Origin of the sequence: Paraherbaspirillum soli (assembly GCF_042654985.1) — a bacterium.
GTDB lineage: Bacteria > Pseudomonadota > Gammaproteobacteria > Burkholderiales > Burkholderiaceae_D > Paraherbaspirillum > Paraherbaspirillum soli.
This window is the reverse complement of record NZ_JBHSMT010000013.1, coordinates 381631-394309: the sequence shown is the minus strand read 5'-3', so window position 1 is coordinate 394309 and position 12679 is coordinate 381631. Positions and strand designations below refer to the sequence as shown.

The window sequence follows — 12679 nt, the reverse complement described above, 5'->3', positions numbered from 1 at the left end:
TTAGCGGCCATTGCGGGCTCCTTTGGTTTCCAGGTACATCATCGGCACCAGCACGGCCAGCACGGTCGCCAGCATCATCATGGCCGAGGCCGCGCCCAGTCCAAGCTGGCCGCGCGAGAATGAAAACTGGTACATGAAAATGGCGGGGAGGTCGGACGAGGTGCCGGGGCCGCCGGCGGTCAGCGCCATCACCAGGTCGAAGCTCTTGATCGCGATATGGGCCAGCACCAGCAGCACGCTGAAAAATACCGGGCGCAAAGCCGGGATCACAATGCGGCGATAAATGGTCGGCAAGCTGGCGCCATCCACCATCGCAGCCTTGATGATGCTGTCGTCGATCCCGCGCAGGCCGGCCAGGAACAAGGCCATCACGAAACCGGACGATTGCCAGACGCCGGCGATGACCACGGTGTAAATCGAAAAATCGGAATTGACCAGCCAGTCGAACGTAAAATTGGCAAAGCCCCAGTCGTGCATCATTTTTTCCAGACCGAGGCCGGGATTCAAAATCCACTTCCAGGCCGCGCCGGTGACGATGAACGATAGCGCCATCGGATACAGATAAATCGCCCGCAGCGCACCTTCGGAGCGAATTTTCTGATCCAGCAGGATCGCCATCAGCAAGCCGATCGCCAGGCAAAAAAGAATGAACAGGCCGCCGAAGATGCCCAGGTTGGTAGCGGCGACCCACCAGCGATCCAGGCCGAACAGCGCGCTATATTGATTGAAGCCGGAAATTTCATAATTCGGCATCATCCGCGAATTGGTCAGCGACAGCCAGGCGGTGACGCCGATGAAGCCGTACACGAAAACCAGCGACAGGATGATGGTGGGCGACAGCACCAGGCGCGGCAGCCAGGCATCGGCAAGCGCTGCAATACGCCCTTGTCGCTTGGGCGTCAGTTGCTGCGATGGACTCCCGGCCGGCGCTGCCGTCAAGGGGAGGGTGGAATTGGACATGCAAGTCTCCTGAAGCAGGATCGGAGCCGGCGCTATTTAATGCCGGCCCCTTTATATTTGTGACTCATCCGGCAAGCGAATGAGTCAATTTGCAAAACAAGCTTATTGCGTCTTTGCCGCTTTCGCCAATGCTTGCACGGCCGCCTGTGAAGTCATGGTCGAATTCATGAACTTGGCGACCACGTCCAGCATCGCGCCTTGCACCGCGGAGTTGACCGCCATGCCGTGCGCCATGCTAGGCACCAGCGTGCCGGCCTTGCTGGACGCCGCCATGTCGTCCATCGACTTGACCGCGCAGCTGTCGAACTTGGCGCGCGAGACGTCGGAGCGGACCGGGATCGAACCCTTGTTCAGATTGAAGATTTCCTGGAATTCCGGGCTCATGATGGCGCTGGCCAGGGTCAGCTGAGCCTTCTCCTGATCGGCGCTCTTGACCTTGAACATGGCGATCGAATCGATGTTGTAGGTGTATGACTTGTCGGTGCCGGGAGCGGCCACGCACAAGAAGTCCGTGCCAGGGTGCTTGCCGGCGGCGGTGAATTCGCCCTTGGCCCAGTCACCCATGAACTGCATGCCGGCCTTGCCGTTGATGACCATCGCGGTCGCCAGGTTCCAGTCGCGGCCGGCGGCATTTTTGTCGATGTAGGTCTTGATCTTGGCCAGCGTATCGAAGGTCTTGATCATGTTCGGACCGGTCAGGCTGGCCGGGTCCAGCTTGACCAGCGCCTTGTTATAGAAGTCGGCGCCGCCGACACCGAGCGCCACGGTTTCAAATACCGTGGCATCTTGCCAGGGCTGGCCGCCGTGAGCGATGGCGATCATGCCGGCCTTTTGAATTTTGTCGGCCGCTTCAAAGAATTCGGGCCAGTTGGTCGGCGTTTTGGCGCCGGCCTTTTTCAAGACTTCCGGATTGATCCAGAGCCAGTTGACTCTATGCACATTGACCGGCGCCGCCACATAGTGGCCCTGATATTTCATCGTGTTGGAGACTACTTTCGGCAGCAGCGCATCCCATTTGCCGGGCGTGGCGGCGGCGTCGATATTCGCCAGCACGCCTTCCTGACCCCATTCCTGGATCGACGGACCCTTGATTTGAGCCGCGGTCGGGGCGCTGCCGGCAATGACGCGGGCCTTCAGCGCGGTGGTCGCGTTTTCACCGGCGCCGCCGGCCACCGCGAAATCCTTCCAGGTAACGCCCTTGGCTTCCATGATCTTTTTCAGTTCGGCCACCGACTTGGCTTCCCCACCCGAGGTCCAGTAATGCAGCACTTCGACCTGGGTGGCATGCACTGCGGCGGCGCTGGACAACAGTGCGGTGGCGGCGAATGCCGATTTTATTATTTGATTCAGTTTCATTCTTGTCTCCTGTTTTAAAAGATGGTTTTGTGATGAATGCTGCTGAAAAGATCTTTTAGGGTATGTCGGTTCAGATTTGTTAGCGTTACCTGCAATCAAAACTAGTAAAACTACATAGTCTGTCGAGTTACCCCTAAAATATGAGGGTATCTTACCCTTGATCGCTTGTAATTGTAGTAATGCTACATTAATATTGCAATATAAGTTTTTATTTATTACAAAAATAGTGACCGGAATCAATATCCGGACTATCAGTGCAGATCCTGGCAAGGGTTTCGAGGGTAATGCGGGCACGTCTGTCGGCCCCATCCTACTAACAGTATTCAAGTGAAAGTTCTACACCATGTCTTCATCCATCAGCGGGAATGCGAGCGAAGTCTCGGCGGCCAGTTATCTGGATGGTCCGCGTCTATTGGCTGATGTCGGCGGCACCAATGCCCGTTTTGCGCTGGAGCGTGCGCCGGGGCAGATCGACTCGATACAGACGCTGCGCTGCGCGGACTACGCCGAATTCCATCTCGCGGTAGAAGCCTATCTGGCGACGCGGCCGCAGCTGCAAGTGCGGCATGCCGCGATCGCCATCGCCAATCCGGTGCAGGGCGACGACATCAAGATGACCAATCACCATTGGGCCTTTTCGATCGAGAACACGCGCCGCCGCCTGAATCTGGACACGCTGCTGATCGTCAACGATTTCACCGCACTGTCGATGTCGCTGCCGCACCTGGAGCATTCGCACTGCGTACAAATCGGCGGCGGCCGGGCGCAGAGCGGCGGCGTGATCGGCCTGGTCGGCGCCGGTACCGGGCTTGGCGTCGGCGGCCTGATTCCGACCGAGGGTCGCTGGATCGCGCTCGGCAGTGAGGGCGGGCATGTGACGTTTGCCCCGGGCGATGCACGCGAGGCGGCGGTGCTGGCGTATTGCTGGAGGACCTATGCGCACGTTTCCGCCGAACGCCTGGTATCCGGCCCCGGCATCGAAATGATTTACCAGGCGCTGGCCGATATGCAAGGCATCGCCCAGCCGCAAGCGCTGCAAACCGCCCAGATTGTCGAGCGCGCACTGGATGGCAGCGACGCGCTGTGCATGGAAGTGGTCGAGTGTTTTTGCGCGATGCTGGGCACGGTCGCGGCGGACGTCGCGGTGACCTTGGGCACGCTGGGCGGCTTGTACATCGGCGGCGGCGTGGTGCCGCGCCTGGGCGAGTATTTTGCTCGTTCGCCGTTCCGCGCACGGTTTGAAAGCAAAGGCCGGTTTGCCGGCTATCTGGCCCAGATACCGACGTTTGTGATTACCGCGCCGTACCCGGCGTTTGTCGGCGTCGCGGCGATTCTGGCAGAGCATTTGGGCGGCGGCAATGCAGTGCCGATCCTGGAGCGCATCCGCAAGGCGCGCGACCAGTTTTCGCCGGCCGAGCAAAAAGTGGCCAGCCTGATCCTGGCCCATCCGCGCGCGGTCATGAGCGAGCCGATTTCCGAGATCGCCCGCCGCGCCGATGTCAGCCAGCCGACGGTGATCCGCTTTTGCCGCACCATGGGCTGCCAGGGGCTGGCCGACTTCAAGCTGAAGCTGGCATCCGGCGTCACCGGCACGGTGCCGGTGGCCCATAGCCAGGTGCACGTCGGCGATTCTTCGCTGGATGTCGGCGTCAAGGTGGTGGACAACACGATTTCGGCCATGATGGAAGTGCGCGACAACCTGAATGCGGATACCTTGTCGCGCGCGATCGACCTATTGAGCCAGGCCAGCCGCGTCGAGTTTTACGGCTTCGGCAGTTGCGGCCTGGTGGCCGAAGATGCTCAGCAAAAATTCTTCCGGCTCGGGATTCCGGCCTCGGCTTATACCGATCCGCAGTTGCAAGAAGTCTCTGCCGCGATGCTGAAAAGCAGCGACGTGGTGGTGGTCATCTCCAATTCGGGGCGCTTGCGTCATCTGGCGCCGGCGGTCGAGATCGCGGTGCATTCCGGCGCCACCATCATCGCGCTGGCGCCGAGCAATTCGCAACTGGCCAAGCGCGCCCATTACACGCTGGCGGTCGAGCATGACGAAAGCAGCACGATGCACATCCCGATGGTGTCGCGGATTCTTCTGCTGTTATTGATCGATGTCTTGGCGGTCGGGATATCGCTCAAGCGTTCCAGCCCGTTTGCCGAGCTGCAGCGCCAGGCCAAGCGCGGCATCCTGACCCACATCGCCTCGCTGCAGGGCGAGTCCGCCAGCGACAAGATCGTCGCCGAGGGCGATGGCAAGCCGGGGCATTCAGCAGGTGCCGACGATGCGGTGACCCTGGCGCCGAATGTGATTTCGCATATCAAGTGATGCATTCAGAGGACGATTCCCGCGTCCATAAAAAATGCCCATTCAAATCGAATGGGCAAAATCTGGGGATTCCCAGGGACGTCTGGCTGCCGCCATGCAGTAAGCATAGACGGCGATAAGCAGGGTCTTAGAACGAGTGGCTGATACCGGTGTAGAACGCGTTCTGGTTGGCGCCGGGCAGGCTGTCGCCGGTCTCCACCTGGAAGTTGGTTTGCGCGCTGTTGCGCACGGTGCCGATGCTCGCGTACAGCAGGGTGCGTTTGGACAGGCTGTAATTGGTGCCCAGCATGAACAGATTGGCGCTGCCGCTGTTGTGGTTCAGCTTGACGTGATACGCCGCGCCTATCAGTGTCAGCGCAGGTGTCAGCTGGTAGTTGGCGCCTAGCCAGAAGTGGTTGGCTTTGTCCGGACCGGCGACGACTTGCGGCGCCGACAGGTTTTCGTAGCCGGCAAACAGTTTCAGTTTGTCGATGGTGACGGTGCCGCCGATAGTCAACTCTTTCGAGAATGTGAACAGGTCGGAATATTTGCCGTTTCCATCATTGGCGACGTCGTACATCGCCTTGATTTCATAGTTTGGCTGTACATAGGAGAGGGCGACGCCGCCGCTGCTGTTCTTCTTGGTCGAGCCGGCAACTTCGCCGAAGCCGTATGCGCCCTGAGCCGTAAAGCCGCCCATGTTCGGCGAGATGTATTGAATCTGGTTGCTGGTTTGCGGCCAGTTGCGGCCTTTGACTAGGGTTGATGTGCTCATCGCCTGCTGGCCGGTCGGGTCCAGGCTCCAGACGATGTCGCTAGGCAGCGTCAAGTCGCGGCCCAATTTCACGGTACCGAAACCGCCTGACAAGCCAACCAGGGAACGGCGTGACCAGATTCTGGACGGGCCGCCGTTGGTCTGGGCGTTGCTGGCGTCAAACCCGTTTTCCAGCGTGAAGATGGCTTTCAGTCCGCCGCCCAGATCTTCAGCGCCCTTGAAGCCGAACATACTGGTGCCCCATTCGTTGCCGCCTATGCCCCATTGCCCGCCGCGCTGGCCGGTAGCGGCGTTGACTTGATTGCTTTGATAGTTGAGGCCGGCATCGATGCGGCCGTAAGCGGTGACATTGGTTTGGGCCTGGGCCTGGCCGATGCAGGCGCAAGCGAGCACTACAGCGGCCGCGAGCGGTTTCGTCAAAGGCATGGTTTTTAAAACAGTCTTGCTCATTTCGTCTCCTAAGTAAAAATGTGGCGTTGACCACCGTTCTCCGAGTCTTGACAGCTCGAAATTCTTGAAGCGGACGATCGCGTCGATTGCCGATGCCGACTTTCTTTATTGTTTGTGATGGTAAACCGATTTATGTAGTTTTACTATATTTTTGTTTCTGATCGGTACTTTGAGGAGATTTCTTTCACGGATTTTTAGGCGCAACGATAGACTGCACAAGCAGTTTGTGCAGGAAAACGTCTTTGTTTGCCTTTGTGAAAGCGTTCTGGGTATTTTTACTACAAGTAGCTTTGATACATTTTTCTGCTGAAAAATGTCACAATCCGCCGCGCGGCGGTTCGGGATTAGTGCTGGATGCGTTCCAGCAAGGGTTGGACTTGCGTCAGCTGCGGCGGCTTGGCGCCGGCGTTCAGGCATGCCGCCGAGCCGCAGGCGACGGAAAACTGCAGGTGGCGCAGCCAGTTCGCTGCTGCTGGAACCGATTGCGGCGCGGCGTTTGCTTCCTCCATCAGCGAGCAAATCAAGCCGGCCACCCCGGCATCGCCGGCGCCGACCGTATCGACGATTTCGATAGCCGGCGGCGCGACGTGCCAATTCTGCGCGCCGACAAACAGCGACGCACCTTGCGCTCCGAGCGTCAGCAAGATCGCTGCCTCGGGATTGATGTTGCGCAACGCCGCCAGTGCGGCGTCGGTATCGTCGGTTCTGAACAGGCCGCGCAGATCTTCGTCGGAGACTTTGATGACGTCGGCCAGCCGCGCCATCTCGGTCAGCACCGGATCGTAGCGCTGATCCATCACATTGCGGAAGTTCGGGTCGTAGCTGATGCGCACCCCGCGGCGTTTCAAATCCTGCGCTAGCTCGATCAAGCGGTTGGCGAGCGGTGCGCGGGTCAGGCTGATGCCGCCAAAGTGCGCCCATTGCACAGCCTGTTGCCATGCTGCCGGCAAAGCCGCCGGATCGAAGGCCAGGTCGGCGCTGTCGTCGCCGATGAAGTTATATTGCGGCGGGGAGGTTTGATACACCACTGCCAACAGCGGCGAACACGGCACCCGCTGCAAGAAGCGCAAATCCAGGCCGGCCGCCTGGCTGGCGGCAGACAGCGCATCGCCGAACCAATCCTGGCTGATGGCGCCGGCAAACGCCGCCGACAGCCCAAGGCTGGCAGCCGCACGGGCGACATTCCAGCCGGCGCCGCCGGTTTTGCTCAACCATTGATCGCCATCGACCCGGATCAAATCGGTCAAGGCTTCGCCGATGCTGACGAATTGGGGCAGAGGGGCGTCTGCGGGTGTTTTGATGGCTTTAGGCATGGCGGTAGCTGTGCAGGGTTTAATCAAGTGCGGCATCGACCGCCGCCAGCGATTCCAGATACGCGCCCATCGGATGATAAAAATCGGTTTTGCCATGCGGCGGTTTTTCCAGGCCGTAGCGCAGATTGTCGCGGTGCAAAATGCGATACCAGCCGCCGTCTTGGTGGTCGATCAAATGCTCGGCGCTGTACTGCCACAATCGCTGATACCAGTCCCAATAGGCGGCATCGCCGGTGCGTTGCGCCAGCAGGGCGGCGGTGGCCAGCGATTCGGCCTGCACCCAGAAATATTTATCGCCGTCGCAGATGCTGCCGCCCGGCGCCAGGCCGTACACCAGGCCGCCGAATACTTGGTCCCAGGCCGGCGGCATCGTTACATCGAATAATTCGCGCGCGCGCGGCAGCAGCCATCCGGCATCGCCTTGCAAGTGATCGCGATGACGTTCCAGCAGCAACAGCAGCTTGGCCCACTCGGTCATGTGGCCGGATTGGAAACCCCAGGGCCGGAACATATTGCTGCTGTCGTCGCGGTTGTAGTCCCAGTCGATACGCCAGTCGGCGTGGTAATGCTCCCAGATCCAGCCGTCGGCCAGCGCTGCCTGCCGTACTGTGATGTTATGGGCCAGCCGTTCGGCGCGATGCAGATAGCGTTGTTCGCCGCTCGCTTCGAATGCGGCGATCAGCGCTTCGCAACTGTGCATATTGGCGTTCTGGCCGCGATACGGCGACAGCACGCCTTGTGGCGTGGCTTCGTCGGCATACAGGCCGTCGGCTTCCGACCAGAACAGGCGCTCCATCAAATCAAACGTGGCGACCACGCCTGCGGCTGCTTCGGCGATGCCGATCCGCAGCGCGTGCGCATGCGCCAGCAACACGAAAGCCAGACCGTAGCAGTGCTGGGTCTTGTCGACTGCGACGCCATTTTTCAGCACCCAGGCATAACCGCCATAGTCGGGCTGCTTGTGCCGTTGTTCCAGGAACTGCAAGCCATGCCGCGCCGCTGCGCGATATTCTTCCTTGCGATCCAGGCGCCACGCCAGCGCGTAGCAAAACACCATGCGCGCGCTGTTGACCAAATGGCGATGGGCGGCATCGTAAATGCTGCCGTCGTCGTTCAAGTAATGGAAAAATCCGCCGCTGGGATCGATGGCGCGCGGATGAAAAAACGCGATATCGCGCCGCATCCGGTCGCGCAGGAATTCAGGATCGCGGAAAGGTAGGGTGGAGATGGCTGGCCTCATGTTTGGTATGTTTGTTCGATTCGCTACCGGCCTTAAACAGGCGCGCAGTAGCCGCTGCACGCCATGTTAGCGGAAGAACGAATCGAATTGCATATCAAACTGCTGCAAGGCCTTTTGCGCGTTCTGCATTTTCTTGCGGAATTCCGGCCCGCGCTTGAGCGCCAGCCCGACCGCCAGGATGTCGATCACCACCAGGTGCGCGAGCCGCGCCGAGATCGGCGTGTAAGGGTCGGTGTTGAAACTCAAGTCGATCGGCACCAGTACCGTTGCCAACTCGGCCAGCGGGGTGCCGCTGGGGCCGAGCACGATGATGTCGGCACCGCCTTTTCTGGCCAGCTGCACGCTGCGCAGCAACGCCGCATTGCCACCGCGCTGCGAGATGGCGACCACCGCATCGCCCGGTTGCAGCAGGGACGCGGCGATGCTGTGGATATGCGGGTCGGAGTAAGCCACGGTCGGCACGCCGGAACGGAAAAACTTGTGCTGGGCGTCGGCCGCGACGATCCCGGATGTGCCTTGGCCGTAAAACTCGATCTTGTTCGCCTTCAGCAGCACATCCAGCGCTTGCTGGATCGCCTCGGGGCTCAAATGATTGCGCAGGTCGAGCAGGGTATTGATAGAGCGGCTGCAAATCTTGTTGACCAGGTCGGCCGCAATATCGTCCTGCGCCAGCATCTCATTGGCGCCCGGCAGCGCGATGGCCAGGCTTTGCGCCAGCTTCAATTTGAAATCGTGCCAGCCGTCGTAACCGATCGCGCGGCAAAAGCGGACCACGGTCGGTTCCGACACCAGCGCATTTTTAGCCAGCGCCGTGATGTTCTCCGACAGCGCCAGTTGCGGATTATCGAGTATCGTCAGCGCGACCTTTTTCTCCGACTTCGACAGCAAGTCGATCTGGCTGCGAATGGAGTCTAGTAGCATCGTCATTACTTATAACTCCGGTAAAGCCTCTTCACGCCACTGCAAACCGTCGCGCCCGATCAAGGCGCTGGCGGCGGCCGGGCCCCAGGTGCCGGCGGTATACGGAATCGGATCGCTTTCTTCCTGCTCCCAGAAATCCAGGATAGGCTCGACCCACTCCCAGGCGGCTTCCAGTTCGTCGCTGCGCATGAACAAGGTCAATTGCCCGCGCAGAACGTCCAGCAGCAGCCGTTCATAAGCTTCCATGCGGGGCGATTTGAAGCTCTCGCGGAAATTCAACTCCAGCTCGACCGGTTTCAAGCGCATGCCGTCGCCGGGCGTCTTCGCCATCAGATTCAGGTGCAAGCCTTCGTCCGGTTGCAACCGGATCACCAGGCAGTTCGGTTCAAAGCTGCCGCCCGGCTGGGCGAAAATCGAATGCGGGATCGACTTGAAGCGGATCACGATTTCCGCCAATTGGTCGGCCATGCGTTTGCCGGTCCGCAGATAAAACGGCACGCCGGCCCAGCGCCAGGTATCGACTTCGGTTTTCAGCGCGACGAAGGTTTCGGTGCGCGAATGCGGGTCGGCGTCGGGCTCTTTGCGATAGCCCGGCACCGCGACGCCGTTGACGTGACCGGCGCGGTATTGCCCGCGCACCACGTTTTGCGCAAGTGAGATCGGGGTGAAGCGCTTCAGCGAGCGCAGCACTTTGAGCTTTTCGTCGCGTACCGCATCGGGCGTGATCGACACCGGCGGTTCCATGGCGACGATGCACAGCAATTGCAGTAAGTGGTTTTGCAGCATGTCGCGCAGCGCGCCGGAGTTTTCGTAATAGCCCATCCGATTGCCGACCCCGAGTTCTTCGGCAATCGTGATCTGGACGTCGGAGATCCATTCGCGCCGCCACAATGGCTCGAACAGCACATTGCCGAAGCGCAGCGCCAGCAGGTTCTGCACCGTCTCTTTGCCGAGGTAATGGTCGATCCGGAAAATCTGCGATTCGGCGAACACCTGGGCCACTTCGGCATTGATCTGCTTGGCGCTGGCGAGATCGCGGCCTAGCGGCTTTTCCAATACCACGCGCGAATTCGGCGTAGCCAGTCCGCAGGCAGCCAGGTTGTTGCAAATCTTGGAAAACAGGCTGGGTGGCGTCGCCAGGTAAAACACATTGGTGATCGCCGGGTCCGGCCGCATCGCAGCGACCAGCGCCTGATAAGCGGCGGGGTCGGTGGCGTCCATGCCGACATAGCTGATGCGCTGGCAAAAGCGGCTCCAGACGGCAGGGTTGAAGCTTTCCTTGCTGATGTGAGGGCGGGCGTCTTTTTCGATCTGCTGGATGAATTCTTCGTTGCTGCTGTCATGCCGTCCTATGCACAGGATGCGCGCATCCGGCGGCAAGTCGTCGGCGCGATCGCGCGCATACATCGCAGGCAGCAATTTGCGCATCGCCAGATCGCCGGTGCCGCCAAAGATTGCCAGGTCAAATTCTGCTAAAGCCATGATGTCATTTCCAAAAATCTATTCGTCAATTTAAAGCAGGCGTTACAACAAAGCCGCCCGCGCTTTCGCAATCAAACCGGTGGTCGAACTGTCGTGCTCTTGCGCTTCCGCTGCACCAGTCAATTCGCCCAGGATCTGCGTCGCCAAAACCTTGCCCAGTTCCACGCCCCACTGATCGAAACTGTTGACGTCCCAGATCACGCCCTGGACAAATACCTTGTGTTCATACAGCGCGATCAATGCACCCAGCGTGGCCGGGGTCAGTGCCTGCATCAGGATCGTGTTGCTGGGGCGGTCGCCGGGAAAAGTCCGGTGCGGCAGCAGTGCTGCGATGTCGGCTTCCGGCACGCCCTTGGCTTGCATTTCGGTCCGCACTTCATCGGCGGTTTTGCCGCGCATGAAGGCCTCGGATTGGGCGAAACAGTTGGCCAGCAAGGTCGCCTGATGGCCGGGCAGTTCGTGGCTGGCCGTGTAGTTCGGCTTCAATGCGGCGATGAAATCGACCGGCGTGATGTCGGTCCCTTGGTGCAGCAACTGGAAGTAAGCGTGTTGACCGTTGGTGCCGACATTGCCCCAGATGACCGGGCAGGTGGCGACGGTCAGAGTGCTGCCGTCGTGGGACACGCGCTTGCCGTTGCTTTCCATTTCCAGCTGCTGCAAATACGACGGGAAATGCTCCAGATCCTGCAGATAGGGAGCAATCGAAATCGAGCTGCTGCCAAAGAAATTGCGGTACCAGACGCCGAGCATCGCCAGGATGACCGGCATGTTTTGTTCCAGCGGTGCGCTGTGGAAGTGCTGATCCATCGCATGCGCGCCGGCCAGGAATTCGCTGAACTGTTCGAAGCCGATCGCCAGCGCCACCGACAAGCCTATCGACGACCACACCGAGTAGCGGCCGCCGACCCAGTCCCAGAACGGAAACATATTGGCGGGGTCGATGCCGAATGCGCTGACGGCCTGGACATTGGTCGAGACCGCGACAAAATGTTTGCGCAGGTCGGATTCTTGCGCGCCTTGCGCGTTTTGTAGAAACCAGTTGCGCGCAGCGCGCGCGTTCATCATGGTTTCGTTGGTGGTGAAGGTTTTCGACGCAATCACGAACAGGGAGGTGCGCGGATCGATGCGCGACAAGACCGCATCCAGGTCGCGCCCATCGACATTGGACACGAAGTGCATATTGAGGCGCGCATGCTGAAACGGCTGCAGCGCCTGGCACACCATTTTCGGGCCGAGGTCGGAGCCGCCAATGCCGATATTGACGATGTCGGTCAACGGCTGGCCGCTATAGCCCAGCCATTCCCCGGAGCGAAGCGCCGCGCTGAAAGTCTGAATCCGCGCCAGCACCGCATGGACGTCGGTGCTGACCTGCTGGCCATCCACCGTCAGTGCCAGTGTCGCCGGTGCGCGCAAGGCGGTATGCAAGACGGCGCGCTTTTCGGTGGTATTGATTTTTTCGCCGCTAAACATCGCGTCGCGCCGGCTTTCGAGCTGGCGTTCACGCGCCAGTGCGAACAGCTGCGACATGGTTTCTGTGCTCGCCTTGTTCTTGGAGTAATCCAGAAACAGGCCGGCAGCATTCAGCGAAAATCGTTCGAAGCGGGCCGGATCTGCGGCGAACAAATCGCGCATCGTTTGCCCTTGCAACGCGGCGTGATGTGCCTGCAGGGCCTGGAAGGCAGCGGTAATATTGAGCACTGATTGCGACATGTCAGAAGTCTTTATTGGCTATCGGGAATTTGTACGACTATACAGCAGTTAACGGTAAATTCACTACAAATTATTTTGAGAATTTATCGGATTTGTTGCAATGTGTTTGCTCCTGTGTGTCTATCCGGATAACAATTGCTTACGCTTATTACTAGTGTGGTTGTGGTGCGGCA

Annotated in this window: 9 protein-coding genes; 1 reads left to right on the top strand and 8 read right to left on the bottom strand. The window is 59.6% G+C overall.

Annotated features, from left to right (window positions below; translation table 11 throughout):
- Together ACFPM8_RS09380 and ACFPM8_RS09375 are read right to left on the bottom strand one after the other, a co-directional pair.
- A complete protein-coding gene (locus ACFPM8_RS09380; RefSeq protein WP_378997236.1) occupies positions 1 to 960 on the bottom strand; it encodes a carbohydrate ABC transporter permease in 960 nt (319 codons plus the stop codon).
- A gap of 102 nt (positions 961 to 1062) precedes the next feature.
- Complete coding sequence (locus tag ACFPM8_RS09375; protein WP_378997235.1) at positions 1063 to 2316, bottom strand: ABC transporter substrate-binding protein; 1254 nt, start codon at positions 2314 to 2316, stop codon at positions 1063 to 1065.
- Between the two features lie 343 nt (positions 2317 to 2659).
- On the opposite strand from ACFPM8_RS09375, the gene ACFPM8_RS09370 reads away from it, so the two are divergent.
- Complete coding sequence (locus ACFPM8_RS09370) at positions 2660 to 4636, top strand: glucokinase (protein ID WP_378997234.1); 1977 nt, start codon at positions 2660 to 2662, stop codon at positions 4634 to 4636.
- A gap of 127 nt (positions 4637 to 4763) precedes the next feature.
- On the opposite strand, the gene ACFPM8_RS09365 is transcribed toward ACFPM8_RS09370, so the two are convergent.
- The 6 genes from ACFPM8_RS09365 to pgi form a co-directional block, all read right to left on the bottom strand.
- Positions 4764 to 5840 (bottom strand): porin, encoded by a 1077-nt coding sequence (locus ACFPM8_RS09365; protein ID WP_378997233.1) that lies wholly within the window; start codon positions 5838 to 5840, stop codon positions 4764 to 4766.
- 344 nt (positions 5841 to 6184) lie between these two features.
- Positions 6185 to 7153, bottom strand: a complete 969-nt coding sequence (locus ACFPM8_RS09360; protein ID WP_378997232.1) for a carbohydrate kinase family protein — start codon at positions 7151 to 7153, stop codon at positions 6185 to 6187.
- 19 nt (positions 7154 to 7172) lie between these two features.
- Positions 7173 to 8393 carry an AGE family epimerase/isomerase gene (locus tag ACFPM8_RS09355; RefSeq protein ID WP_378997231.1) on the bottom strand — a complete coding sequence of 407 codons (1221 nt, stop codon included), beginning with the start codon at positions 8391 to 8393 and terminating at the stop codon, positions 7173 to 7175.
- Between the two features lie 66 nt (positions 8394 to 8459).
- Positions 8460 to 9314: an SIS domain-containing protein gene (locus ACFPM8_RS09350; RefSeq protein WP_378997444.1), complete on the bottom strand. Its 855-nt coding sequence runs from the start codon at positions 9312 to 9314 to the stop codon at positions 8460 to 8462.
- Between the two features lie 9 nt (positions 9315 to 9323).
- A complete protein-coding gene (gene zwf, locus ACFPM8_RS09345) occupies positions 9324 to 10796 on the bottom strand; it encodes a glucose-6-phosphate dehydrogenase (RefSeq protein WP_378997230.1) in 1473 nt (490 codons plus the stop codon).
- Positions 10797 to 10838: 42 nt separating this feature from the next.
- Positions 10839 to 12506, bottom strand: coding sequence for a glucose-6-phosphate isomerase (gene pgi, locus ACFPM8_RS09340; RefSeq protein ID WP_378997229.1), 1668 nt, complete (start codon positions 12504 to 12506; stop codon positions 10839 to 10841).
- Positions 12507 to 12679: the final 173 nt, after the last annotated feature.

Coding starts and splice junctions, on each gene's coding strand:
- ACFPM8_RS09380 (WP_378997236.1), bottom strand. CDS start 960: ATGTCCAATTCCACCCTCCCCTTGACGGCAGCGCCGGCCGGGAGTCCA.
- ACFPM8_RS09375 (WP_378997235.1), bottom strand. CDS start 2,316: ATGAAACTGAATCAAATAATAAAATCGGCATTCGCCGCCACCGCACTG.
- ACFPM8_RS09370 (WP_378997234.1), top strand. CDS start 2,660: ATGTCTTCATCCATCAGCGGGAATGCGAGCGAAGTCTCGGCGGCCAGT.
- ACFPM8_RS09365 (WP_378997233.1), bottom strand. CDS start 5,840: ATGAGCAAGACTGTTTTAAAAACCATGCCTTTGACGAAACCGCTCGCG.
- ACFPM8_RS09360 (WP_378997232.1), bottom strand. CDS start 7,153: ATGCCTAAAGCCATCAAAACACCCGCAGACGCCCCTCTGCCCCAATTC.
- ACFPM8_RS09355 (WP_378997231.1), bottom strand. CDS start 8,393: ATGAGGCCAGCCATCTCCACCCTACCTTTCCGCGATCCTGAATTCCTG.
- ACFPM8_RS09350 (WP_378997444.1), bottom strand. CDS start 9,314: ATGCTACTAGACTCCATTCGCAGCCAGATCGACTTGCTGTCGAAGTCG.
- zwf (WP_378997230.1), bottom strand. CDS start 10,796: ATGGCTTTAGCAGAATTTGACCTGGCAATCTTTGGCGGCACCGGCGAT.
- pgi (WP_378997229.1), bottom strand. CDS start 12,506: ATGTCGCAATCAGTGCTCAATATTACCGCTGCCTTCCAGGCCCTGCAG.